The following is a 23,586-nucleotide window of genomic DNA, read 5'->3' on the forward strand; positions in this document are numbered from 1 at the left end:
ACTCTTGGGGGCGACCCACGTGATGAACATCATCGACCGGCGGCTGAACCCGAAGGGCAAGAGCCTGGCCAACCGCCAGCGCTTCCTCCGCCGTGCCAAGGCCCAGGTCATGCGCGCGGTGCGGGATGCTTCGGGCAAGCGCCGCATCCGGGACATCGACACGGGCGGCGACGTGACCATCGCCCCGGACGGGGTGAAGGAGCCGACCTTCCACCGGGCCTCGTCGGGCGGCATCCGCGACGTGGTGGTGCCGGGCAACAAGGACTTCATCGAAGGCGACCGGATTCCCCGGCCCCCCTCCGGCGGGGGGCGGGGCGGGCGCGAGGGCAGCCCCGACGGGGAGGGCGAGGACGAGTTCCGCTTCGTCCTCAGCCGCGAGGAATTCATTGACATGTTCCTGGAGGACCTGGAACTGCCCGATCTGGCCAAGCGCAAGCTGGCCACCATCGAGGATTATTCCTGGAGCCGGGCGGGCTATTCGGTCACCGGCTCGCCGGCCAACCTCAACCTCGTGCGCACCATGCGCAACAGCCTGTCGCGCCGGATCGCGCTGAAGCGCCCCAAAGCCGACGAGGTGCAGCGCCTGCGCGAGGAGATCGACGCGCTGGAACGCGCGGACAGCCATGACGCCGAGGCCCTGTCCACGCTGCGCGCGGAGCTGGAGCTGCTGCTCCGGCGCAGCCAGCGCATCCCCTACATCGACCCGATCGACGTCCGCTACAACCGCTTCCAGGCGACGCCGAAGCCGGTGGCGCAGGCGGTGATGTTCTGCCTGATGGATGTCTCGGGCTCCATGACCGAGCACATGAAGGATCTGGCGAAGCGCTTCTTCATGCTGCTCTACCTGTTCCTGACCCGCCGCTACAAGAACGTGGAGGTGGTCTTCATCCGCCATACGCACCGGGCGCAGGAGGTGGACGAGGACACCTTCTTCTACAGCACGGAGACGGGCGGCACCGTCGTCTCCACCGCGCTGGAGGAGATGCTGCGGGTGCTGCGCGAGCGCTACCCGCCGGACGACTGGAACATCTATGCCGCGCAGGCGTCGGACGGCGACAACACCAGCTACGACAACGCCCGCACCCTGCATCTCCTGTCCGAGGAGATCCTGCCGCTCTGCCAGTACTATGCCTATATCGAGGTCGGTTCCGATCCCGAGATGGTGCCGGTGAGCTTCAGCTCCTCCGGCCGCGAGTCCGACCTCTGGCAGACCTACAAGGGCCTGCAACAGTCCGGTGGCCCCTTCGCGATGAAGCGGGTGCGCCACCGGCGCGAGATCTACCCCGTCTTCCGCGAATTGTTCGCCCGCGATCAGGCCGCCACGGGAGTGTCCGCATGACCACCACCGATCTGGCCGTCCGCCCGCTGTATGAGGGCGCAGACTGGGATTTCGACCGGCTGCACACCGTCTTCGCCGCCATCGAGGAAGTGGGGCTGAAGGACCTGGGTCTCGACATCTATCCGAACCAGATCGAGGTCATCACGTCCGAGCAGATGCTGGACGCCTATTCCTCCATCGGCATGCCGCTGCTCTACCGGCACTGGTCGTTCGGCAAGCACTTCGCCCGCGATGAGGTGCTGTACCGCAAGGGCCTGCGCGGTCTGGCCTATGAGATCGTCATCAATTCCAACCCCTGCATCAGCTACATCATGGAAGAGAACACCATGACGATGCAGGCGCTGGTCATCGCGCACGCCGCGTTCGGGCATAACCACTTCTTCAAGAACAACTATCTGTTCAAGCAGTGGACGGATGCCGACGGCATCCTGGATTATCTCAGCTTCGCCAAGGAGTATGTCTCCCGCTGCGAGGAACGCTACGGTCTGACGGCGGTGGAGCGGGTGCTGGACGCCGCGCACGCCCTGATGAACCACGGCGTCCACCGCTATCCGCGGCGCCGCGCTCTGGATCTCCGGCTGGAGGAGAAGCGCCAGAAGGAACGGCGCGAGCACGAGGAGCGGATGTTCAACGACCTCTGGCGGACGGTGCCCGCCAAGGCCGATACCTTCAGCCCCTTCAGCGACCGCGACCGGCGCCGCGCCCTGCTCGGCCTGCCGGAAGAGAACATCCTCTATTTCCTGGAGAAGCGGGCGCCGCGGCTGCAATCCTGGCAGCGGGAGCTGCTGCGCATCGTCCGCCATCTGTCGCAGTATTTCTACCCGCAGCGCCAGACCAAGGTGATGAACGAGGGCTGTGCCACCTACTGCCACTACCGCATCCTGGGCCTGATGCATGAGCGCGGGCTGATCACGGACGGCGCCTGGCTGGAGGTGCTGCACTCCCACACCAACGTGATCTTCCAGCCCGAGTTCGACGACCCGCGCTATGGCGGCATCAATCCCTATGCGCTGGGCTTCGCCATGATGCAGGACATCGAGCGCATCGCCACCGCCCCCACGGCCGAGGACCGCGAGTGGTTCCCGGACTTCGCCGGCCACGGCGACGCCATGGCCGTGCTGCGCGACGCCTGGGCCAACTTCCGCGACGAGAGCTTCGTGCTCCAGTACCTCAGCCCGGCCCTGATCCGGAAGCTGAAGCTCTTCCATGTGCAGGACAATGCCCGCGAACCGACCATGGTGGTGGAGGCGATCCACAACGAGCGGGGGTACCGGGAAATCCGCAAGTCCCTGGCGCGGCAGTACGATATCGCCTGGGCGGAGGCCGATCTCCAGATCGTGGACGTGGACCTGTCCGGCGACCGCAAGCTGGTGCTGGAGCACCGGGCGATGAACCAGGTCGTGCTGGACGAGGACGATGCCCGCGCCGTCCTCCAGCACCTTGCCGACCTCTGGGGCTACGAGGTGGTGCTGGAGGAGATCGACAGCGCCAGCGGGGCGCGGCTGAAGAAGCACACGGTCGGCCCCCGCACCATCATCGGGCAGGCCACCGTCGGGGCCTGATGCGACTGCCGCCGGCCGCCGTCCACCCGGGACGGGGCCGGCGGGTCGATCAGCCCTTCGCGGCGGCCTTCATGAAGAAGGCCTGGAAGGCGGCGACCGCTTCCGGGGAGCGCAGCAGTTCACCGAAGATGCGCCCTTCCGTGGCCATGGTCGCCAGCACGGCGTCGCGGTCGTGCGCGCGCATCAGCGCCTTGGTCCGGCGCAGCGCACCGGGCGGCTTCGCGGCCAGTGCCGCGGCCTTGGCGCGGGCGGTCGCCAGCAGGTCCCCCGACGGGACCACGGCGTTGACCAGCCCGACCGCTGCCGCCTGCTCGCCGCTCAGCGGCTCGCCCAGCATCAGCATCTGCGCCGCCCGCTGGTGGCCGATCAGCTTCGGCAGCAACAGGCTGCTGCCCGCCTCCGGCACCAGACCCAGGTCGATGAAGGGCAGGTGCAGCCGGGCGTCCGGCGTGGCGTAGACCAGATCGCAGTGCAGCAGCATCGTCGTGCCGACGCCCACGGCCGGCCCCTCCACCGCGGCCACGATCGGCACGGCGCAGGTGGCGATGGCCTGGAGGAAGCGGGAGACGGCGCTGTCCTCCGCGATCGGCGGGTTGTTCAGGAAGTCCTTCAGGTCGTTGCCGCCGGTGAAGGCGCCGCCGGCGCCGGCGATCAGCACCACCCGCACGCCCTCGGCGCTGTCGGCACCGGCCAGGGCCGCGGCCAGGGTTTCGTACATCTCCACGGTCAGCGCGTTGCGCTTGTCCGGGCGGTTCAGGGTGATGCTGCGGATGCCGTCGGCATCCTCGACACGCACATGCCCGGTGGCGGACGTCACGGTGGTCATTCGGCGGTTTCCTCCCTTGCTTCGCGCAGAGGAGGCCGCAGGCCCGGCGGGGGCGTCAAGCCCGTTCCGCGTCGGCCGGTGCCCGCCAGGCCGGGCGATCCGCCCTGCGGTGCGGGCCCGTGCAGAGGTGGGAAAAGAGACGGGCGGCCGGTTGTCCGGCCGCCCGCGAGGTTGCGGCTCCTGCCTCTGATCCCAGTGGCCCCTCTGACCTCAGCGGTCTCGGGGTCCAGCGACCTCTGATCTCAACGGATGCCCGCCCGGCGCAGCGAGTCGGGCGAGAAGTCCGACTTGGTGAAGCGCTTGTCCAGCGAGAAGACCTGATCCTCGTTGTCCAGCCCGAAGGCCCAGTAGCGGCCGGACTGGAGATCGTAGCTGGTGACCACGGTCTGCCAGAAGGTCGGGACCTCGTAGTAGTTGATCGCGTGCATCTCCCCCACGCGCCACAGCTCGCCGCGGCCGTCATAGTGATCGGCCACCATGATCTGCCAGCTGTCCTCGTCGATGTAGAAGACGCGGCGGGCATAGATGTGGCTGGTCCCCTGGCGCAGCTTGCCCTCGACCACATGCACACGGTGCAGCTCGTAGCGGGCCAGATCCTGATTGATATGGCGCGGCTTGATCATGTCCGTGTACTTCACGTCCGCGCTGTGCATCTTGTAGGAGTTGTAGGGGATGTACATCTCCCTGGTGCCCAGAAAGGTCCACTCGTAGCGGTCGGGGGCGCCGTTGAACATGTCGAGCTGGTCGGAGGTGCGCAGCCCGTCCGAGGCCGTACCGGGATTGTCGTAGGCGACGTTCGGGGCGCGGCGCACGCGGCGCTGGCCCGGATTGTAGGTCCAGGCCGAGCGCGGTTCCGCCACCTGGTTGATGGTGTCATGGACCAGCAGCATCTCGCCCGCCAGCCGTGCGGGGGAGAGGATCTCCTCCAGGAAGTAGATGGAGGTGTTGCCGTCCGGCCCGTTCTCGGAGGCGTAGACGAAGTCCACCGACTGCTTGACCTTGATCAGGGTGTAGGCCCCGTCGGCCTGCGGGTTGGCGACGCCGATGATCCCTTCACCGGCCACGCCACGCCAGCGCAGCAGGTGGTTCCAGACCATCTCGATCCCGGTTTCCGCCAGCGGGAACGGGATGCCGATCTTGGCGCCGGTCACCCCGTTGCCGCCGTCGGCCAGTTTGGCCCGGGTGGCGTTCGCCTTCGTCTCGTCATAGACGAACTGCGGGGCGGAGGTGGTCCGGCGCGACGGGTAGACGGGCAGCCTGTAGGTATCCGGATAGGCCCGGAGCATGGCCTTCAGCCCCTCCGGCAGCTTGTCCGCATACTGGTCCATGTTCTGTGCCGTGATGGTGAACAGGACCTTGTCGTCGGGGAAGGGATCGGGGTGGTGCGTTCCCTTCACATAGGTCGGCGGCGGCGCGGTGATGCCGCCGGTCCATTCCGGAATGCTGCCGTCGGCATTGCCGGCCCGCTGCGCCCCGAAGGGGGTGAGCGTCTTGCCGAGATCGTCAGCACTCTTGGACCAGGCGGGGAAGGCAAGGCATAGAGCAACGACACCGCCCAGCAGGGCGGTCTTGGCACGGGTCATTGGTTCCTCCCTGTTCACCGCGGCTCTTGAGGCCGCGCATCAGTGGATCATTGAACACGTTGCCCGCGAAGTCATCCCCATCTTTGTGCGTCTCCTGTCCACGCTGCGGTGCCGGCGCGGATTTTCGCGGGCTGTCCACCCAGCGGCGACCCGCGCCGGGGCGCCCCCCGAGACCTTGCCGCCGGCCGGCTGTTGTCCCGCACCATCCGATGACTGGAACCGACAGGAGACCCCCCCATGAGCGAAGCGACGGGAAAGACCGGCAGCGAAGCGACGGGAAAGACCGACAGCGAAGCGACGGGACATCCCGCCAGCGGGAAGCACAAGCCCGGCCCCCCGGCCCGCGACGACGGGCGCCGCCCCGCGGACACCTCCGCCGGGGACGGGGCCATCGGGGACGCGGCCCTGACCGAGAAGTCCGGCCAGGACCCCGAGGTGGACCGGTCGAAGACGCCCGGCCGCGACTACGACGTCTAGGGCGCCGGCCGATGCCCGGTGACGTCCTTGACGCCCTTGTCATCGGTGGCGGTCCGGCCGGGCTGACCGCCGCCATCTATCTGGCCCGCTACCGGCGCAACTTCCTGGTGGTCGATGCCGCCAACGCCCGTTGCGCCTGGATACCGCGCAGCCACAACCATCCGGGATTCCCCGACGGGATCAACGGGGTGGAACTCATCCAGCGGATGCGCTGCCAGGCCGAACGCTACGGTGCCGCCGTGCAGCGGGGCCGTATCGTCCGGCTGGACCGGACGTCAGACGGCTTCGTGGCGGAGGCGGCGGACGGCGATGTCTGGCGGGCGCCGCTGGTGCTGCTGGCCACCGGCGTCATCGACATCGACCCCGGCCTGCCGGACCAGTATGAGAGCGTGCGTAAGGGGCTGGTGCGCTACTGTCCGATCTGCGACGGCTACGAGGTGACGGGAGAGCGGGTCGCCGTCGTCGGCAGCGGCGAGCACGCCGTCCGCGAAGCGGAGTTCATCCGGCCCTATGCCGGCACGCTGACCCTGCTGACCCTGGGCGGGCGTCTGACCGCCGGGCAGCACGACCGGCTGGTCGCCGCCGGGATCGGGCTGGAGCAGGGGCGCCCCCTGCGCGTGACGGTCGAGGCGGGGCGGGTGGAGGCGTTCCATTTCCCCGGCGGCCGCTGTCTGGATTTCGACAGCGTCTATTCCGCCATGGGCATCGCCCCCCGCAACGAACTGGCGCGCGGGCTCGGCGCCGATCTGGCCGAGGACGGGCGGGTGCGGGCCGACCCGCACCAGGAGACCAGCATCCCCGGCCTGTTCGCCGCGGGGGACATCGCCCCCGGTCTGAACCAGATCACCATCGCCCAGGCCCAGGGCGCCATCGCGGCCACCGCCATGCATAACCGCCTGCGGGAGCATCCACGGGGGCGCCTGCGGGAGCATCCGCGGGGGCGGTAGACGCGGCCGGTCAGGCCGCGGGCCGGCGGGGTGGCCGCAGGGCCGCGGAGGCGCTGACCGCGGGGGGCAGGCGCAGGATGACGCAGAGCCTGCCGCAGCCCGTCTCTCCCAGTTCCATCTGTCCCTGCAAGGGACCGGTGACGACGGCGTGGACGATCTGGAGGTCCAGAAGACCGCCGGTGATTTCTCCGTTCAGGGCCCCCGAGGCCAGGGCCCCCGAGGCCAGGACAGAGGCCGCCCCCCCCGGGACCGTTGCCTCCGGGGCCAGCGTGGAGAAGAGGGGGTCGAAGGCACGGGCACGGTTCTCCCGCACCGGGTCCTCGTCGGTGACGGCACCGTCGTCGGCCATGGTGATGCTGGCGCCACCGTCGGGGGTCGGGGTGACGGTCACGCTCAGCACCTGGCTGCCGCTTCCGGGCAATCCGTCGGTTCCGGACAGAGCGCGGCCGGCCGCGTTCTGCACCAGACTGGCCACGGCCTGCGCCAGCAGTCCGGGGCAGGTGGTGATCCGCAGCCCCTCCGGCCCGGCGAGCCGGATCTCCGCGCCCGCGGGACGCAGCAGCGGTTCCGCTGTCGCCAGCACTTCGCGCAGATAGTCCGTCAGGTCGATCTCCCGCGCCCCGTCACTGCCACGGTCGGCAGCGACAGTGTGGAAGGCGTCCAGCAGGCCGATGACGCGGCGGGCGGTGGCGGCCATCATGCGGCTGCTCTCCTCCACCGTGTCCAGGAACTCGCGCAGCACCGGCCGCGGCACCGGACCGGCTCCCGCCCGGTTGCGCAGGCGTCCCACCTCTGCCGCGACGAACCCGGCGAGCCCGGCCACGGTGCCGACCGGCGTCGCCACCTCGCGCGCCATGCCGGCGACGAGCTGGCCGAGCGAGGCCAGCCGCTCCTGCTGCATCAGCCGGCCGCGGGCGTCGCGCAGATCCGCCACCACGGCATCGAGCGAGCGATAGGCTTCGGCGTTCGCCAGCGCGATGGCGCCGTAGGCGCCCAGGGTCCGGATGATCTGAAGCTCGCGCGGGCCATAGGCTTCCGGCCGGTCGGACTGGACCGACAGCACGCCCATCACCCGGTCGCCGACGGCCAGGGGCCGGAACAGCATCGTCAGCATTGCCCGGGTGCCGGGAATGTGGCTGGCTTCCTCGATACCGCGGCCGCGTTTCAGCAGGATCTCCCGGTTCTCCCGCACCGACAGCACGGAATAGGAGATGGGATCGTCCAGTGCCAGGGTGCTGGGCGGCAGCCGCCGCCCGTCCTCGATGCGGAAGCGCATCTCCAGCCGCCGGCTTTCCGGGTCGATCAGCCCGATCAGCATGGCCGGGGCGTGCAGCAGCTCGTTCATGTGCCGGTGCAGCGCCTCGAACACCGCCTCGGTATCCAGGCTCGCGGTGATCGCCTGTCCGATCCGGCCCAGCAGTTCCAGCGTCGTGTTCGCCTCGTCCAGCATGGCCGCCCGCGCCGTCTCGGCCTGGGCCAGGGCCTTCAGGTGCTCGGCCTCCTCGCGGGCCCGCTGCGTCTCGAAACGGAGCTGGGCCGCCAGCAGCCGGTCGTTGGTCTCCTGGTTGTAGACGGCCTGGAAGGACTGCCGCGCCCGCCGTTCGTAGTGCAGAGCCCGGTCCAGGTCGCCGCGCCGCTCATGGTCCGCGGACAGCTCCGCCAGGACCTCCGCCGGCACCGTATAGCCCTCCAGCGTTTCCCCGATGGCGATGGCGCGCTCCAGGTGCTCGGTCGCCTGCCGGGCGGGGTCGGGCACCGCGGGGCCGGGCGGCAGGCGCCGGAGAATGTCCGCCGTCACCCGCAGCACGGCGATTTCCTGATAGCGGTTGTCGTTCTGCCGCGCCCGGTCGAGCGCGGTCCGTGCCGGAACCAGCGCCTCGGCCGGGCGGTCCAGCCGGGCCAGCGCCTCGGCCGTGCCGCGCACGGCGTTCAGTTCCACGTCCGGGTGGCCCAGCTTCACCGCCGTGTCGCGCGCCGTCTCGAACCAGTCCAGCGCCTCCTGGTGCCGGCCGCAGGCCAGATGCAGGTTGCCCAGGGCGATCCCGGTGATGACATAGCGCCGGCTGCGGGACAGCGGCTCCAGATAGTCCAGGGCCCGGTCGAACAGGGTGCGGGCGCGGTCGTGCTGGCCCAGCGCCACCGTCGTCTCTGCCAGTGAGCCCAGGGTGGAGCCCATCAGTTCCGGCCAGCCGGTGTCCAGGGCGACGGCGTGCGCCTTTTCCTTCCATTCGATGGCACTGGCATAGTCGTGCAGGTTGGCGAAGGCCGCCCCGATCACGTTCATGGTGTTGACGGCCAGCCAGAGCTGGCCGATCTCCGTCGCCGCCTCCACGACGCGCTGCCAGTGCCGGATGGCACCGACAAAGTCGCTGCGCTGGAAGCACTGGCCGCCCTCGAAGTTGGCGATCTGCGCCAGCACGGCGGGGTGGCGCACATCGTCGGGACGGTGCAGGTGGTTCCACCAGCGCTGGTACGCCTGCGCCGCGTTGGCATAGGTCTCCAGCCGGGCCGTCCAGGCCTCGACACAGCGCAGCCGCACCGGGTCGCGCGCTGCCCGGAAGAACCCCTGAGCCCGCGCCAGATGGTGGTCCTGGCCGATCCGGTCGCCCTTGAAGGTGCAGAGGTCGGCCATGAAGGTTTCGGTGTCCCCCTGGCCCGTGGGGTCGGAAATGGCGGCGAAGCCGTCGCGCGCCTCCCGCACCGCGGTTTCCGCGTCCTCCAGCCGGGCCAGCAGCCGGTAGGTTTCGGCCGTCGTCAGGCAGAGCCGGCTCGTCATCCGCAGCCGCTCGATCGGCGGTACGTCGGGGCTCAGCGCCAGACGGTGCTGGGTTTCCGCCGCCAGCGCCAGCGCCCGCCGGGTATCCCGCTGGCGCAGATACCAGGACAGGGCGACGCCGGCCCGCAACCCCTCCAGCCCGGACTGTTCCTGCCGGAGCCGGGCTTCCAGGTGCGAAACCTGATCGGGAAGACCGAACGGGTCGAGCATGGCACTCCAGTCGGGCGGACACTCGGGGCCGGGGCGGTCCGCGGGTCGCCCCCCTCTGCCTGAGTATCCTACCCAAGCATCGGGCTTCCACGAACAGACTTTCCCTGTCCGGTCAGGCGGTTTCCCCCTCTGACGGGGCGTCGCCGCCATTGCCGTTGCCTGCTTCGTCCACCGTGGGGGGCGCCCCTTCCGGCGGCGGCGCCGTCACCGCGTTCAGCGGTCCGGCCCGGCGCGAGAGCAGGGCCTTGCGTTCGGCCGGGGTCAGGTCGGGGTGCAGATCCACCAGCCGGGCCGGGTCCTTGCGGTAGACGGCGGCGACCGACGGCGTTCCGGCCAGCAGCGTCATCACCCGTTGCAGCGCCTTCGATGCCGTGCGGGGGCGCCAGGTCGGGGAAGGACGGTAATGGTCCAGCGCGGCGATGGCCTGCGCCTCGAACGGGCCGTAACTGTCGGGGCCGGCGGGGACCGGCGCGTCGGGGCCGACCAGGGCGGACATGCCCAGCTTCTCCGCCATCGCCATGTCGGTCGGCAGCATGTCCTTCGCCGGGATGTAGAGCGTGCCGGCCGGCGGCACCGAGGCCAGCACCTTTGGATCGCGGTAGGCCCCCAGCGGCCGCACCACGGCCTGCCCGTCGAGACCCGGATATGTCGCCGCCAGATAGAGGACGCTGCGGTGTTCCTCGCCATAGGCCTCGATCAGCCGCTCGAACAGCACGGCCCGCTTGGCATGGCGGAAGCCGGCCGTGAAGGAGAAGGCCGAATCGCCCACCGACCCCACCTGGAGGATGATGACGTGGCCGGAGGTGATGATGGGCCGGTTGCGCAGCAGCAGGTCCGTCGCCTCCAGGATCTGGCAGCCGTTGACGCTGGGATCGACCCGCAGGTCGGCCATCAGGCAGTCCAGGGAGGAGATGCCCGGCAGCATCACCGCCCGGTAGCCCTCCTTGCGGGCGATCGAGAGGATGCGACGCGCGGGAAAGACGAAGAAACCCGGATGGCCGTAGAAGACGGCGGTGACGGCGCTGCCCGCGCGCACCTCGCGCAGGATCACCTCCGACATCTGGACATAGGTCTGCTTCCGCCGCTTGTCCTCGCCGTAATACTGCGTCAGGTCCACGGCTTCCGGATTGATGTCCCGGATCTGCCGGGCGGTTACGCCGTCCGGCACGCTGAAGAAGACGCGGTCGGCGTCGCGGATGTGGGAGATCGCCTCCAGCGTCATGTGCGAGAGGGCGCGCAGGCCGGTGCCGACAACGGTCAGGCTGCCGCGGGGCCGCTCGGGCGCCGACGGGGAGGGGGCGGCGGGGGGTGTCTCTGTCTCGGCCATCGGGGCGGCTCTCATGGGGACGGATGATGCAGAAAGGGCGCCCGCAGGGGCGCCCTTCCGTTCATTACGGTGACTCAGTCGGGCCGCACGGCGGGACGGCCGGCCGGTGTCAGAGATCGAAGGTGTTGATGATGCCGATCTCGGCCACGTCCAGCTCGCCGCCGGAGAGTTCGGCCACGTCCAGCTCGCCGCCGGAGAGTTCGGCCACGTCCAGCTCACCGCCGGAAAGCTCGGCCACGTCCAGCTCACCGCCGGAAAGCTCGGCAACATCCAGCTCGCCGCCGGAAAGCTCGGCCACGTCCAGCTCGCCGCCGGAAAGCTCGGCCACGTCCAGCTCGCCACCGGAGAGTTCGGCCACGTCCAGCTCGCCGCCGAAGAGTTCGGCCACGTCCAGCTCGCCACCGGAAAGCTCGGCAACATCCAGCTCGCCGCCGGAGAGTTCGATGACGTCGGGCTGGTCGAGTTCGGTCGGGACGATGGTCGTCATGGGCGCGCTCCGGAGCGAGGGTTCAGCAGGGATGCGCCGGCCGCTTCCTGCAGGGCCGTCCGCGGAAGGGCCGGACCCGTCAGGGCCGTCCGGCCTCTGACCCAGCGCTATACACTCGCCCCCCGTGTAGCGGCAAGTGGATTCACGCGAAAGAGGGTGCGGTTTTCGTGCGGATGGCGAGAAGCCGACCGCTTTGCACGCAACTGTGTGCGGCGACCCTGCGTCCTCGCCTGTCCCTGACCGTCACGGCCGGCGGGGACCCGCAGGGTTCTGGCTGGCTTCTGGCAGGGCCGGGCTGGCAGGGCCGGGCGGCCGGGAGCGGCGGAAGCGCCGACCCGGCCCCGGGGGGACCAACAGGACCGCCGGGCGGGGAAGGTTCCCCGCCCGGACCGGCCTCCCGGTCCTTCAGGTCATCCGGCTGCCTGCGTCCGCGGGGCGATGCCCAGTTCGCGCTCGATCTCCAGGATCGCCGGCAGGGTGCGCAGCACGCTGTCCGGGGTCAGGCTGATGCTGTCGATGCCGTGGCGCACCAGGAACTTGGCGATCTCCGGATAGTCGCTGGGCGCCTGTCCGCAGATGCCGCTGTGCCGGTGGTTGCGCTTGCAGCCCTCCACCGCCAGCCGCAGCATCTCCATCACGCCGGGGTCGTTCTCGTCGAAGCTGGGAGCGACCAGCGGGCTGTCGCGGTCCACGCCGAGCGTGAGCTGCGTCAGGTCGTTCGACCCGATGGAGAAGCCGTCGAACAGCCGGGCGAAGGCGTCGATCTGGATGACGTTGTTAGGGATCTCGCACATCACGTAGATCTCCAGCCCGTCCGCCCCGCGCTTCAGCCCGTGCTGCTCCAGCGTGGCCAGCACCTTCTCCCCTTCCGTCACGGTGCGGCAGAAGGGAACCATCAGCTTCAGGTTGGTCAGGCCCATCTCGTTGCGCACCCGGGCCAGCGCCTTGCATTCCAGCGCGAAGCCGTCGGCATAGGCCGGGTGGGCATAGCGCGAGGCGCCACGGAACCCGATCATCGGGTTCTCCTCGTCCGGCTCGAAGCCGCGGCCGCCGAGCAGGGCGGCATACTCGTTCGACTTGAAGTCGGACAGCCGGATGATGACCGGGCGCGGCCAGAAGGCGGCGCAGATGGTGCCCACGCCCTCCGACAGCTTCTGCACGAAATAGGCCTCGCCCGACGGATAGCCGCGGGTGACGGCGGCGATGGCGGCGCGGTCGGCCGGGTCGGTCACCCGGTCCGGGTGGGCGAGCGCCATCGGGTGGACCTTGATGCTCTCGCTGACGATGAACTCCATGCGCGCGAGGCCGACACCGTCCACCGGCAGGAAGCTGGTCTGGAAGGCCAGTTCCGGGTTGCCCAGATTGACCATCACATGGGTGCGCGGCCGGCCCAGTTTCGACAGGTCCGTCCGCACCACCTCGAAGGGCAGTATGCCTTCGTAGACACGGCCCGCATCGCCCTCGGCACAGGAGATGGTGACCTCCTGCCCGTCGCACAGGGTCTCGGTCGCCGCTTCCGCCCCGACCACGGCGGCGATGCCCAGCTCGCGGCTGACGATGGCCGCGTGGCAGGTGCGGCCGCCCCGGTTGGTGACGATGGCGGCGGCCTTCTTCATCACCGGCTCCCAGTCCGGCGTCGTCGTGTCGGCCACCAGCACCTCGCCGGGCCGGAAGGCGCTCAGCTCCTTGGCGGAGCGCACGATCCGCACGCGGCCCGTCGTGATGCGGGTGCCGACGGCGCGGCCGGTGACCAGCACGGGGCCCTGACCCCGCATCTCATAGGTCTCCAGCACCGCCCCGGTCTTCTGCGAGGCCACCGTCTCCGGTCGCGCCTGGACGATGTAGAGCTGTCCGTCCGTGCCGTCGAGCGCCCATTCCATGTCCATGGGCATCGCGTGGCCGCGGCGGCGGGTATAGTGGTCCTCGATCTTGATGGCATAGTCGGCCAGCGTCAGCACCTGCTCGTCCGTCAGGCAGAAGCGCTGGCGGTCGGCCTTCGGTGTCGGGCGGTTGACCACGGGTTCGCGGGTGCGGCCCTGGGCATAGACCATCTTCATCTGCTTCTCGCCCAGCACCCGCCGCAGCACGGCGCGGTGGCCGCTGCGGAAGGCGGGCTTGTGGACATAGAACTCGTCCACGTCCACGGCGCCCTGCACGACGTTCTCACCCAGGCCCCAGGCGCCGGTGACGAACACCGCGTCCTGGAAACCCGTCTCGGTGTCGATGGAGAACATGACACCGGCGGCCGCGAGGTCGGAGCGCACCATCTTCTGCACACAGACCGACAGCGCCACCTTGAAGTGGTCGAAGCCCTTGTCGATGCGGTAGCTGATGGCGCGGTCGGTGAACAGGCTGGCGTTGCAGCGCTTCACCGCGTCGATCAGCATCTCCTCGCCGTGGATGTTCAGGTAGGTGTCGTGCTGCCCGGCGAAGCTGGCGTTGGGCAGATCCTCCGCCGTGGCGCTGGAGCGCACGGCGACCGACAGCTCGTCCCCGTACTCCTCCCGCATGGTGCGGTAGGCACGCAGGATCTGGTCGCGCGTCTCGTCCGTCAGGCCGGCGGCGTAGACCAGTTCGCGCGCCCGCTGCCCGGCCCGGGCCAGGGCGTCGGTGTCATTCTTGTCCAGCCGGTCGAGCAGCCGGTGCAGCTCGTCCCAGGCCCCGGCGGCCGTCACCGCGGTGCGGTAGGCGTCCGCGATCACGGCGAAGCCATTCGCCTGGCGGACCCCCAGCGGCGTCAGCTCGCGGTACATTTCGCCCAGCGAGGCGTTCTTGCCGCCCACCAGCGGCACGTCGTCGATGGTGAGGTCCTTGAACCAGCGGATGTAGTCGGTCATGGGGGGAACTCCGGGTCAGCTCTATGGATGCCGCAGACGGCACCGGGGGCACTCCCTGTCCGGTGACACCGCCCGACCCCGGTCCAGCCCTGGACCCTTCCCCCGGCGGTGTCTCCGGCGCCGTCCCTCCGGACGCTGCTGACCCCAGCACAGTTGCGAAGGACTTGCGGCCCCGCCTTGACCTGGGTCAAGACGGCCGGCGATCCTCCGGTGCGCGGTTCCCGCCGGGGACCGGCGCTCAGGCCCTGTCCCCGCCGCTGTCCCCGCCGTTGTCCGGGTCGGCCTCCAGCAGGCGGCGGCAGAGTGCCGTCCGGTGCGGTTCCGGCAGCTCCATCAGCGCCTCCGTCAGAAGCCTCATCCGGCGGCGCAGGCCGTGGACCTGATCCAGCAGCGACAGCACCACGGGCATCGCCTCGGGGTCGATGCCCAGGTCCCGCTCCAGCTCGACGATCAACCGGGCGCGGGCCAGATCGGTCTCGCTGAAGCTCGGGCCGGTCTCGTCGCGCAGGGGCAGCAGCCAGCGCCGCTCCACCCAGATGTCCACGTCGCCGGCGGCGACCCCGCAGCGGGCGGCGAATTCCATGATCCGGATCATGGCCTGGTCCCCCCTCCGGACAGTTCCGAGCGGACATCCTGGTCGCCGCCGGCCCAGCCTTCGACGAAGCGGATCAGCTCGGGATCGGGCCTTTCCGGCAGCATCACCTTCAGCCGCACATACTGGTCACCGCCGGGCTGATTCCCGGAAGGCTGGCCGCCCGCCGGTCCGCCTGCGCGGCCGGGCACGCCCTTGCCGCGCAGGCGCAGGGTGGTGCCGGTGTTCGATCCCCTGGGCACGGTCAGCATCACCGGGCCGCTTACCGTGGGCACCTGGATGCGGGCGCCCAGCACCGCCTCCTTCAGGGTCACCGGCACCTCGACATGGATGTCGGAATCCTTGCGGGTGAAGACGGCATGCGGCTGCACATGCACCTCGACATAGGCGTCCCCGGCTGGCCCCCCGCCGAAGCCGGGCTGGCCCTGGCCCTTCAGGCGCAGGGTCTGGCGGTCGTGGGTGCCGGGCGGGATCGCCACCTCCAGTTCCCGCCCGTCGGGCAGGGTCAGCCGCCGCCGGCCGCCGTTCACGGCATCCAGGAAATCGACCCGCAGGGTATAGGACACGTCCGCGCCGCGGGCCTTCACCCCTGCACGCCCGCCGGCCCCGCCCATGCGTCCGAACAGTTCGGCGAACAGGTCCTCGGCCGACAGGTCGGGGCCGCCGGTATAGGTCGCCCCGCCCGGCCCCTCCGCGAAGTCGCGGTAGAAGCCACGGGCCGGCCGTTCCTGCCCGTCCTGGTCGATCTCGCCGCGGTCGAAGCGGGCGCGTTTCTCCGGATCGGAGAGCAGGTCGTGGGCGGCGGCGATCTCGCGGAAACGGTCGGCCGCCGCCGTATCGCCCGGATTCAGGTCGGGATGGTGCTTCTTGGCCAGCTTGCGGTAGGCGGCCTTGATCTGTTCGGGCGTGGCATCGCGCGCCAGCCCCAGCACCGTATAGGGATCGGTCATCGTCGGTCCGGCCATGGGCTTCCGCCCTCCTGCCTTTCTGCCTCTGCTCTGGTGTCAGAGCGTGACGCCGGCCCGGCTCAGCTCCTGCCGGGTCCAGGCGATCAGATGGGCGGCGGGCAGGGCGCCGCTGCTGCGCGCCAGCTCCCGCCCGCCGTGGAACAGCACCAGCGTGGGGATGCTGCGGATACCGAGCTGCTGTGCCGCCGCGGGTTCGGCATCCGAGTCGAGCTTGCCCAGCCGGACATGCGGCTCCAGCTCCGCCGCGGCACGGGCGAAGTCCGGCGCCATGGCCCGGCAGGGACCGCACCAGGGCGCCCACACGTCCAGCAGCAGGGGGATGTCGTCCACCTTCAGGTGATGGACCAGGGCGGCGGCGGTCAGATCGACGGGCCGCCCCTGGAACAACGGCGCCTTGCAGCTTCCGCAGTGACCGCCGGAGTCGAGCCGGTCACGGGGCAGGCGGTTGGTCGTGCCGCAGGACGGGCAGACCAGATGAAGCCGGTCCGCCCTGGGCGGATGGGGGGCAGGGTGATTGTCGCTCATGGCCGTGTCCCCTTCATCGCGCTTCCGGCCTGTCCGCCGTGCCCGTGCCTACCGTGCCCGTGTCTACCGTTCCCGTGTCTACCGCACGGGGCCTGCCGCACGGGGCCGGCCACTCTGCCGCCTTTCTCTCGCCGCCTTCATCCCGCTAAGGATAGACGGTGGCCGGTCGAACCGGCCGGCCCGGCGGCTGCCGGGTCTCCAGTTTCACGAGCGGAATCTATGCCGTCCAGATCGAGCCCGTCCACCCCGGCGTTCCCCGCCTCCCGGTCGCAGGGGGGCTGTGCCGTACCGGCCCGGGGGCCGCATGCCGCCGGTTCCGCTGCGACCGATGCTGTGACCGATGCGGTCCGGGACAGTGGTGCGACCTTGCGCGCCAGGGGTCGGCTGGGGCAAACAGACCCCGGCTTCCAGTGCGCAACAGCGGATGACGGCGACCATGGCATGGCGTCCTGGCCGGGGCGGAGCGATCCCGGCGGCGGTCCTTCTCTTCCTTCTGGCCGGCTGCGCCTCGCGCCCGCCGGAGGCGCCTCCGGCACCGCCGCCCGCGCCGGCGGCACCGACCGCGATCGTGATGGATGCGGCGGACAATGCCGGCCTGCAAGGCGCCCTGCGGCAGGTTGCCGCAAAGCCGGTGGACGAGGTCGTCGGCTGGGCCAACCCGGACAGCGGCAAGCGCGGTGCGGTCAAGATTCTGCGCGACGGCTACGATTCCGACAACCGGCCCTGCCGCGAGTTCCATTCGGTGGTCATCCTGGACAAGCTGTACCAGCACGCCACGGGCTTCCTCTGCCGCCAGCCCGACGGGGCCTGGGAGGTCGCGGACCTGCGCGAATTCCCGCTGTTCCGTCGCCCGGACTGATGGTTCCGGCCTCCGCACGGGGGGGACGGGCATGAGACGGGGGATCATCGGCGCTGCTGCCGTTCTTGCCGCGGGCGCTGCGGCCGCCCTGCTGCTGTGGGAGCGGGGGGACGGGGGGCCGCGGCCGCAAGGTCCGCAGGGAGCCTCGACCGCCATCGTGCTGCCACCCGGCCCGGTGCTGCCGGACGCTGCCTCCGGCCCGGCCCTGGCCGAGGTCGCGGGAACGGAAGGCGCGCTGCTGCCCGTCGCCGCCCCCGATGCCCGCAGCCTGGACGCGGCGGGGCTGGCCGCCATCGCCGAGACTGCCCGGCGCACCGGCACGGATGCCCTGCTGATCTGGCACGACGGCGCCCTGCAGCTTGAACAGTACGGGCCGAACGTCCGCCCCTTCGACCGGCTGCCCGGCCGCGGTCTGGAAGGGGCCGTGCTGGCCATGCTGGCCGGCCGTGCCGTCGCCGACGGGCTGCTGCCCTCGCTGGACGAGCCGCTCTCGCGCTGGCTGCCCGAATGGGCGTCCGATCCGCGCGGGCGGATCACGGTGCGCCAGCTCGCGCTGGGGACCAGCGGCCTCGGCCCGGCCCCGGCGGACCCGGCGGACGATCTCACGGCACGGCTGCTGGCGGCACCGTTGCAGGTGGTGCCCGGCAGCCGTTTCGCGCCCGCCGCGGTGGAGACGGACCTGCTGGGGCTGGTGCTGGCCCGCGCCGGTGGCCGCCCCCTGGCGGATCATCTCTCGGATACGCTGTGGCGGCCGCTGGGGGCCCGCACCGCCGGAATGCGCCTGGACCGGGCCGGGGGCACGGCGCAGGCATCCAGCCTCCAGGCAACGCCGCGCGACTGGCTGCGGCTGGGTCTGCTGTTGCTGGAGGACGGTGCCGTCGGGGGTGCCCCCCTGGTGCCGGCCGACTGGCTGGCAGAGATGCAGCGCCCCACTCCCTATGCCCGCAACGACGGTTACCGGGTGCGACTCGGCTGGCCCCACGACCGTAACGGTCCGCTGCACGCCGCCGAGCCCTTCATCGAGCCCGACATGGTGTTCCTGGCGGGGGAGGGGGGGCAGCGCCTCTATGTCTCCCGCGCGGCGGGACTGGTCGTGCTGCGCCTGGGCGGGCCGGTGGCCGGCTGGGACGAATCGGCGCTGCCGAACCTGATCGCGCGCGCCGTGGTGGCGACGCCCGGCCGGAAGACCTCTGCCCGGCCCGGTGCCGGGCAGGAACTGCCGCCGATCACGAAGCCCCCGCCGGTGCCGGCCGTCGAGGCGGTGCCGCTGGACCCGCAGCCCTGATCCGGGGCCGACGCGTCTCCGACCGGGGCCGACCCGTCAGGAACCGGCGATCAGGCGCGGACGCCTTCGCCCCACTCCGGGTTGGGAATGGTGGCGAGCGCCTCGCCGATGCCGGTCGCCGTCTCCCGCAGGCGGGGGAGATAGGTCGTCACCAGATCCTTGGAGGTGACGGCCGAGGCGATGTACCGCATGGCGAGATAGCCGATCGGGCTGTCTGCGACATGGATCGGCACCGATACCGTCGCCTCCTTGTTGGGCGGACGGTGATAGATGGCGTAGCCCTGGCTGCGGGACAGGTCCAGTTCGCGTTCGAACTCGCCCCGGTTCCGCAGCGGGCTGTCGGGGCGAGTGGACATCCGCTCCAGGATGTCCAGCATCGCCTGCCGGTGGGAGGGCGCGCTGAGCGCCAGATGCAGGCGGCCGGAGGCCGAATAGATCATCGGCACCCGCACGCCTGCGGAATAGCGCTCCAGCGCCAGCGGACTCTGCCTGTCCGTCGTCTCCCGCACCAGCATGGTGAGGCCGGACGGTGTGGCCAGGGCCATCGGGTAGAGCACCTGTCGGCACAAGGCATCCAGGGCCGGCTTGGCGATCTCCCGCACCCAGCTCTGGTCACCGAACCCGTCGGACAGGGACCGCACCAGGATGGTGGCGCGGTAGCGTTCATCCAGCGGGTCACGGATGACATAGCCGCCGTCGCACAGAGTCTCCAGGATCCGGTGGGCGGTGGTGCGGGGCAGCTTCGCCGCGCGGGCGATTTCGCTGACCGTCACACCGTCCCTGGTGTTCAGCACCATCAGACACTGAAGCCCGCGCAACAGCGACCGGATGGGACGCAACGACGGACGTCCCTCGTCGTCGTCGTCCGCATCGCGGCTGTTCGCAGGAAGATCGTCCAAAGCCTTCGGCAGCCGCACGTCCATTGAAAGACCCCTAACCGCAGCAGGAGACTGGATATTTAGCGAGAAGCTTAACCAGTTTCCAGTGCGGTGCGGGACGGTCGTGCGTCCATCCCCCCAGAACGGTCAGCGTGACTTGAAGACCTTGAGCTGCTTGTTGAAATTGGAGGCCAGCTTCTCCATGCGTTCGGATGCTTCGTTGTAGCGGCGGGTCGCGTCGCCCGTCGGCCGTCCCTTGCTCTCGAACTCGATGCACTGCAGGAATTCCTGCGTCTCCGCAACGTAGGCTTTAATGGCCTGCTGCGCGGAGACCATTTCGGCTTCCGTCGCGGAGGTCCCGTCCGGAACGGTAGGCGGATCGCCCACGGTGCAGTCGGCGGCAGCGGTGCCGGCGAATCCGAGCGTCAGCAGCATGGCAGTCGTCGCAAGAGTCTTCTTCACGGTCTTCTCCTCGTCAGCCCTCGCAGAAGCAGACTGCCGCAGAAGTCAGCAACGGCAGTCAATCTTCGCACTCCAGTAGATATCTAAAATTGCAGGTAATGCCCCCGCATTCCTCAAGCGGCTGTCCCGTCGGCGGGTTGCTAACCGCAATCAGATTTTCCTAACATTCTGAGGTATAGCTATGCGAAAGTGGTACACGCAGGCAAGGGCTTCTTGGTGAGCCCTTCTCCTGCACTTTAAGAAGAATTTTATAGGTTGGCTGATCGAACGATCCGCGGTAGGTGCGCTCCCGCTGGTCGGTGCAGACGGAAGACGAGGCGAAAAACTATGGCGACTGTTGCGAACGGTTTGGCAAACAAGGCTGCCGCAGCGGCGGGCGGCGGATTCCTGGGGACCGGAAAATGGTCCATCAGCAAGAAGATCGCTGTCGCGATCGCCATCCCCATCATCCTCGGCCTTGTCCTCGTCATCGTGATGAGCGCATCAGCCATGCGCGGATCGATGCTCAGGCAGGCGGAACTGTCCGACCAGCTCGTGACCGAGATGATGGCCGCGCAGATGAGCGCGGCGGTCCGGTTCAAGCAGCAGGCGGCCATCGCCGACAGCTATGCCGACCTTGCAAAGGCCAAGAGCGCCAGCCTGGCCAGCCTCCAGGTCTATGACGCCGACGGCGAACTGCTGGACGAGTTCAAGTCCACCGCCATCACGCCGGTGGACATCGCCGGTTCCGGTCTGCCCAAGACGGTGAAGGAGATGACCTCGGTCGAACGCGACGGGGTCATGATCATTTCCGCCCCGGTCCGGGCCGGCGCCAACCGCGATCTGGTCGGCACCGTGACCGTGGCCTGGAGCCGCGCCAGCCTGGAGGAGACGATCTCCGGCACCGTGCTGCAGAACGCCATCGTCTCGGTGATCGTGCTGGTGGGCCTGATCGGGCTGCTGGTCTTCCTGCTGCACCGCATGGTCGGCACGCCGCTGAAGACCCTCCAGACGGCCATGACGACGCTCGCCAACGGCGATCTGAGCGTTCAGGTCACCGGCACCGAGCGCGGTGACGAGGTCGGCGCCATGGCCCGGTCGGTCCAGGTGTTCAAGGAGAACGCGCTGGAGGTCGAGCGCCTGAAGCGGGTGCAGCAGGAGGCCGAGCGCCGCGCGGCGGAGGAGAAGCGCCAGTCCATGCAGAAGCTGGCCGGCGCCTTCGAGGCCAGCGTGAAGGGCGTCGTCGCCGAACTGTCCTCCGCGTCGGACCGGATGCAGGAGACGGCGGAAGCCCTATCCACCTCGGCCGAGCAGAGCCGCTCGCAGACCAGCGCCGTCGCCGCTGCCACGCAGCAGGCCAGCGCCAACGTGCAGTCCGTCGCCAGCGCCACCGAGGAACTGGCCGGCTCGCTTGCCGAGATCAGCACCCAGGTCGGCCAGTCCGCCCGCATCGCCAAGGCCGCTGCCGCCACCGCCGAGAAGACCAACGGCACCGTGCAGTCGCTGGCCAGCCGGGCGCAGAGCATCGGCGACGTCGTGAAGCTGATCTCCGACATCGCCAGCCAGACGAACCTGCTGGCGCTGAACGCGACCATCGAGGCCGCCCGCGCCGGCGAGGCCGGCAAGGGTTTCGCCGTCGTGGCGAGCGAAGTGAAGAGCCTTGCCAACCAGACGGCGAAGGCCACGGAGGAGATCGCCTCGCAGATCACCACCATGCAGGATGCGACGCGCGAGGCGGTGGACGCGATCATCACCATCAGCCGCACCATCTCGGAGATCAACGAGATCTCCGACCAGGTCTCCCACTCCGTCGAGGAGCAGGACGCGGCCACCAAGGAGATCGCGCGCAACGTGCAGCAGGCGTCCATGGGCACCATGGAGGTCACCCGCAACATCACCTCGCTGGAAACCGCGGCGCAGGAGACCGGGCAGACCGCCAACGAGATGCTGGACGCGGCGCGCGCCCTGTCCAAGCAGTCGGAGGCCCTGTCGGTGCAGGTCGAGCGCTTCCTGGTGCAGGTCCGCGCCGCCTGAGGACATCCGCGGCCCGCGTCAACGTCTTCCGGACCCCCGCGCCCACGGCGCGGGGGTTCAACTTTAAAGACGTCATTAACCAGAAATCTTAGCCGATTATTACGACACCCCTGCGTATGCAGAAGGTCCTGCGCCCGCCGGCTTGCCCTCGGCGGGCGAACCGTCAAGGGAGGACCTGATGCGTAAATTGCTGGCAGCGGCCCTGGCAGCCCTCTCGCTGGGCGCCGTGCTGCCGTCGGGAAGCGGCCATTCCATGCTGGCACCCGCGGCCGCGATCGACCCCGCGGCCCTGCGGCCTCTGGTCGAGAAATACCTGAAGGAGGAGGCCACGGCCATTGCCGCCGATCCCCGCGTGATCGCTGCGATCACGGCGGCGAACGCGGATCATGCCGCGCTGGACGATGCGGCCATCCAGGCGCTGGACCGGCAGTGGCGGCAGGAGGCGAAGGCCGGCAGCGGCCCCTTGATCAAGGATACCCTGTCCAGACCCGTTTCGGCCGCGCTGCGGGACTACCAGGCGAAATCCCTGGGCCTGATGGCGGAGATCTTCGTCATCTCCGCCAAGGGCCTGAATGTCGGCCAGACCGGCGTGACCAGCGACTATTTCCAGGGCGACGAACCGAAGTGGCAGGAGACCTTCCCGAAGGGGCCGGGCGCCCTGCTGGTGGAAGACCCCAACTTCGACGAGTCCGTCAACACCTTCGTCTCGACCGCCAGCATCACCATCGCCGACCCCGCGACGGGGGCTGCCATCGGCGTGCTGACGGTCAACATCGACCTCGGCCGTCTCTGATCCGGCCCGGCCGGAAAGCGCCGCCGTCGGGCGGGCCGGGTCCTGGCGATCCGGCCCGTCTTCTCCGTGTTCAGGGAGCCCGTGTTCAGGGTCCCCGTGTTCAGGCGGGTTCCGTGCCGCCGTTGGCGGCCGACCACGCCTCGGGCGCGTGCAGGAACTTCTCCACCTCGGCCAGCGTCGCCGGGTCGAAGCGGCCGTCCTCCCGCGCCACGCGCAGCACATCCCACCAGGTGCAGAGCGCGTGCAGCTTCACGCCCAGCCCCGCCATCGTCTCCAGCGAGCGCGGGAAGATGCCGTAGTGGAAGACCACGAAGGCATGCTCCACGACAGCGCCGGCCTGCCGCACGGCGTTCACGAAATTGACCTTGCTGCCGGCATCGGTGGTCAGATCCTCCACCAGCAGGACCCGCGCCCCCTCCTTCAGGTCGCCCTCGATCTGGGCGTTGCGGCCGAAACCCTTGGGCTTCTTGCGCACATAGAGCATCGGCAGGTCCAGCGCCTCGGACAGGAAGGCGGCATAGGGAATGCCCGCCGTCTCGCCGCCGGCCACACAGTCGAACTGCTCGAAGCCGGCGTCGCGCAGCAGCATGTCCTTGGCCGCCTGCACGATGAAGCGCCGCGCCCGCGGGAAGCTGATGATCTTGCGGCAGTCGATGTAGACCGGGCTGGCCCGGCCCGAGGTCAGGATGAAGGGCTGCGCCGCGTTGAAGTGGACGGCCTTGATCTCCAGCAGGATCTTGGCGGTCTCGGTGGCGGCGGTCTGGGCGTCGATCATGGGGCGGGGTCCGTTGCTGGAGTCCGTTGGGGCGTCCGTCGCGGGGCATCGGCGCTCGCAGCGCG

The 23,586-nt window shown here is 69.8% G+C and carries 20 protein-coding genes; 8 read left to right on the forward strand and 12 right to left on the reverse strand.

The features are described from left to right. Positions 1-22: 22 nt before the first annotated feature. Both RC1_RS17000 and RC1_RS17005 read left to right on the forward strand, forming a co-directional pair. The gene (locus tag RC1_RS17000; RefSeq protein ID WP_012568684.1) at positions 23-1,339 is read left to right on the forward strand and encodes a YeaH/YhbH family protein; all 1,317 of its coding nucleotides are present in this window, start codon (positions 23-25) and stop codon (positions 1,337-1,339) included. After that, the gene (locus tag RC1_RS17005; RefSeq protein WP_012568685.1) at positions 1,336-2,901 is read left to right on the forward strand and encodes a SpoVR family protein; all 1,566 of its coding nucleotides are present in this window, start codon (positions 1,336-1,338) and stop codon (positions 2,899-2,901) included. The genes RC1_RS17000 and RC1_RS17005 overlap by 4 nt, the downstream gene beginning before the upstream one ends. A gap of 49 nt (positions 2,902-2,950) precedes the next feature. On the opposite strand, the gene RC1_RS17010 is transcribed toward RC1_RS17005, so the two are convergent. Next, positions 2,951-3,727: an enoyl-CoA hydratase-related protein gene (locus RC1_RS17010; protein ID WP_012568686.1), complete on the reverse strand. Its 777-nt coding sequence runs from the start codon at positions 3,725-3,727 to the stop codon at positions 2,951-2,953. A 242-nt stretch (positions 3,728-3,969) separates the two neighbouring features. After that, positions 3,970-5,310, reverse strand: coding sequence for a DUF1329 domain-containing protein (locus RC1_RS17015; RefSeq protein WP_012568687.1), 1,341 nt, complete (start codon positions 5,308-5,310; stop codon positions 3,970-3,972). 237 nt (positions 5,311-5,547) lie between these two features. On the opposite strand from RC1_RS17015, the gene RC1_RS17020 reads away from it, so the two are divergent. Then, on the forward strand, positions 5,548-5,787 hold the full coding sequence (locus RC1_RS17020; RefSeq protein WP_012568688.1) for a hypothetical protein: 240 nt from the start codon (positions 5,548-5,550) through the stop codon (positions 5,785-5,787). An 11-nt stretch (positions 5,788-5,798) separates the two neighbouring features. Continuing rightward, positions 5,799-6,734 carry an NAD(P)/FAD-dependent oxidoreductase gene (locus RC1_RS17025; RefSeq protein WP_012568689.1) on the forward strand — a complete coding sequence of 312 codons (936 nt, stop codon included), beginning with the start codon at positions 5,799-5,801 and terminating at the stop codon, positions 6,732-6,734. A 10-nt stretch (positions 6,735-6,744) separates the two neighbouring features. On the opposite strand, the gene RC1_RS17030 is transcribed toward RC1_RS17025, so the two are convergent. The 7 genes from RC1_RS17030 to trxC form a co-directional block, all read right to left on the reverse strand. Next, complete coding sequence (locus RC1_RS17030) at positions 6,745-9,720, reverse strand: tetratricopeptide repeat protein (RefSeq protein WP_012568690.1); 2,976 nt, start codon at positions 9,718-9,720, stop codon at positions 6,745-6,747. Between the two features lie 112 nt (positions 9,721-9,832). Continuing rightward, positions 9,833-11,047 (reverse strand): SAM-dependent methyltransferase, encoded by a 1,215-nt coding sequence (locus RC1_RS20415; RefSeq protein WP_012568691.1) that lies wholly within the window; start codon positions 11,045-11,047, stop codon positions 9,833-9,835. Between the two features lie 109 nt (positions 11,048-11,156). Beyond that, positions 11,157-11,534: a hypothetical protein gene (locus RC1_RS20420; protein ID WP_012568692.1), complete on the reverse strand. Its 378-nt coding sequence runs from the start codon at positions 11,532-11,534 to the stop codon at positions 11,157-11,159. A 410-nt stretch (positions 11,535-11,944) separates the two neighbouring features. Next, positions 11,945-14,371 (reverse strand): phosphoenolpyruvate synthase, encoded by a 2,427-nt coding sequence (gene ppsA / locus RC1_RS17045; RefSeq protein WP_012568693.1) that lies wholly within the window; start codon positions 14,369-14,371, stop codon positions 11,945-11,947. Between the two features lie 238 nt (positions 14,372-14,609). Further along, positions 14,610-14,966, reverse strand: a complete 357-nt coding sequence (locus RC1_RS17050; RefSeq protein WP_012568694.1) for a chaperone modulator CbpM — start codon at positions 14,964-14,966, stop codon at positions 14,610-14,612. After that, entirely contained in the window at positions 14,963-15,928 is a 966-nt protein-coding gene (locus RC1_RS17055) for a DnaJ C-terminal domain-containing protein (RefSeq protein WP_012568695.1), read from the reverse strand. The genes RC1_RS17050 and RC1_RS17055 overlap by 4 nt, the downstream gene beginning before the upstream one ends. A gap of 39 nt (positions 15,929-15,967) precedes the next feature. Further along, positions 15,968-16,456 carry a thioredoxin TrxC gene (gene trxC, locus RC1_RS17060; protein WP_012568696.1) on the reverse strand — a complete coding sequence of 163 codons (489 nt, stop codon included), beginning with the start codon at positions 16,454-16,456 and terminating at the stop codon, positions 15,968-15,970. 436 nt (positions 16,457-16,892) lie between these two features. Between trxC and RC1_RS20425 the strand changes: the two genes are divergently transcribed. Together RC1_RS20425 and RC1_RS17070 are read left to right on the forward strand one after the other, a co-directional pair. Further along, complete coding sequence (locus RC1_RS20425; protein ID WP_049766749.1) at positions 16,893-17,315, forward strand: RT0821/Lpp0805 family surface protein; 423 nt, start codon at positions 16,893-16,895, stop codon at positions 17,313-17,315. Positions 17,316-17,346: 31 nt separating this feature from the next. Next, entirely contained in the window at positions 17,347-18,600 is a 1,254-nt protein-coding gene (locus tag RC1_RS17070) for a serine hydrolase domain-containing protein (protein ID WP_012568698.1), read from the forward strand. A gap of 50 nt (positions 18,601-18,650) precedes the next feature. Here the strand turns inward: RC1_RS17070 and RC1_RS17075 are convergent, their stop codons facing one another. Together RC1_RS17075 and RC1_RS17080 are read right to left on the reverse strand one after the other, a co-directional pair. Beyond that, positions 18,651-19,523, reverse strand: a complete 873-nt coding sequence (locus tag RC1_RS17075; protein WP_012568699.1) for a helix-turn-helix domain-containing protein — start codon at positions 19,521-19,523, stop codon at positions 18,651-18,653. A 102-nt stretch (positions 19,524-19,625) separates the two neighbouring features. Continuing rightward, entirely contained in the window at positions 19,626-19,940 is a 315-nt protein-coding gene (locus tag RC1_RS17080) for a hypothetical protein (protein WP_012568700.1), read from the reverse strand. Between the two features lie 489 nt (positions 19,941-20,429). Here RC1_RS17080 and RC1_RS17085 point away from each other — a divergent pair, with 489 nt between their 5' ends. Then, positions 20,430-21,953 (forward strand): methyl-accepting chemotaxis protein, encoded by a 1,524-nt coding sequence (locus RC1_RS17085; protein ID WP_234703791.1) that lies wholly within the window; start codon positions 20,430-20,432, stop codon positions 21,951-21,953. Between the two features lie 178 nt (positions 21,954-22,131). Further along, complete coding sequence (locus RC1_RS17090) at positions 22,132-22,746, forward strand: hypothetical protein (RefSeq protein WP_012568702.1); 615 nt, start codon at positions 22,132-22,134, stop codon at positions 22,744-22,746. A gap of 100 nt (positions 22,747-22,846) precedes the next feature. Here RC1_RS17090 and RC1_RS17095 read toward each other — a convergent pair whose 3' ends face one another. Beyond that, positions 22,847-23,521: an orotate phosphoribosyltransferase gene (locus tag RC1_RS17095; RefSeq protein ID WP_012568703.1), complete on the reverse strand. Its 675-nt coding sequence runs from the start codon at positions 23,519-23,521 to the stop codon at positions 22,847-22,849. Positions 23,522-23,586: the final 65 nt, after the last annotated feature.

Origin of the sequence: Rhodospirillum centenum SW (assembly GCF_000016185.1) — a bacterium.
GTDB lineage: Bacteria > Pseudomonadota > Alphaproteobacteria > Azospirillales > Azospirillaceae > Rhodocista > Rhodocista centena.

Coding starts and splice junctions, on each gene's coding strand:
- RC1_RS17000 (WP_012568684.1), top strand. CDS start 23: ATGAACATCATCGACCGGCGGCTGAACCCGAAGGGCAAGAGCCTGGCC.
- RC1_RS17005 (WP_012568685.1), top strand. CDS start 1,336: ATGACCACCACCGATCTGGCCGTCCGCCCGCTGTATGAGGGCGCAGAC.
- RC1_RS17010 (WP_012568686.1), bottom strand. CDS start 3,727: ATGACCACCGTGACGTCCGCCACCGGGCATGTGCGTGTCGAGGATGCC.
- RC1_RS17015 (WP_012568687.1), bottom strand. CDS start 5,310: ATGACCCGTGCCAAGACCGCCCTGCTGGGCGGTGTCGTTGCTCTATGC.
- RC1_RS17020 (WP_012568688.1), top strand. CDS start 5,548: ATGAGCGAAGCGACGGGAAAGACCGGCAGCGAAGCGACGGGAAAGACC.
- RC1_RS17025 (WP_012568689.1), top strand. CDS start 5,799: ATGCCCGGTGACGTCCTTGACGCCCTTGTCATCGGTGGCGGTCCGGCC.
- RC1_RS17030 (WP_012568690.1), bottom strand. CDS start 9,720: ATGCTCGACCCGTTCGGTCTTCCCGATCAGGTTTCGCACCTGGAAGCC.
- RC1_RS20415 (WP_012568691.1), bottom strand. CDS start 11,047: ATGGCCGAGACAGAGACACCCCCCGCCGCCCCCTCCCCGTCGGCGCCC.
- RC1_RS20420 (WP_012568692.1), bottom strand. CDS start 11,534: ATGACGACCATCGTCCCGACCGAACTCGACCAGCCCGACGTCATCGAA.
- ppsA (WP_012568693.1), bottom strand. CDS start 14,371: ATGACCGACTACATCCGCTGGTTCAAGGACCTCACCATCGACGACGTG.
- RC1_RS17050 (WP_012568694.1), bottom strand. CDS start 14,966: ATGATCCGGATCATGGAATTCGCCGCCCGCTGCGGGGTCGCCGCCGGC.
- RC1_RS17055 (WP_012568695.1), bottom strand. CDS start 15,928: ATGGCCGGACCGACGATGACCGATCCCTATACGGTGCTGGGGCTGGCG.
- trxC (WP_012568696.1), bottom strand. CDS start 16,456: ATGAGCGACAATCACCCTGCCCCCCATCCGCCCAGGGCGGACCGGCTT.
- RC1_RS20425 (WP_049766749.1), top strand. CDS start 16,893: ATGGCATGGCGTCCTGGCCGGGGCGGAGCGATCCCGGCGGCGGTCCTT.
- RC1_RS17070 (WP_012568698.1), top strand. CDS start 17,347: ATGAGACGGGGGATCATCGGCGCTGCTGCCGTTCTTGCCGCGGGCGCT.
- RC1_RS17075 (WP_012568699.1), bottom strand. CDS start 19,523: ATGGACGTGCGGCTGCCGAAGGCTTTGGACGATCTTCCTGCGAACAGC.
- RC1_RS17085 (WP_234703791.1), top strand. CDS start 20,430: ATGCGCGGATCGATGCTCAGGCAGGCGGAACTGTCCGACCAGCTCGTG.
- RC1_RS17090 (WP_012568702.1), top strand. CDS start 22,132: ATGCGTAAATTGCTGGCAGCGGCCCTGGCAGCCCTCTCGCTGGGCGCC.
- RC1_RS17095 (WP_012568703.1), bottom strand. CDS start 23,521: ATGATCGACGCCCAGACCGCCGCCACCGAGACCGCCAAGATCCTGCTG.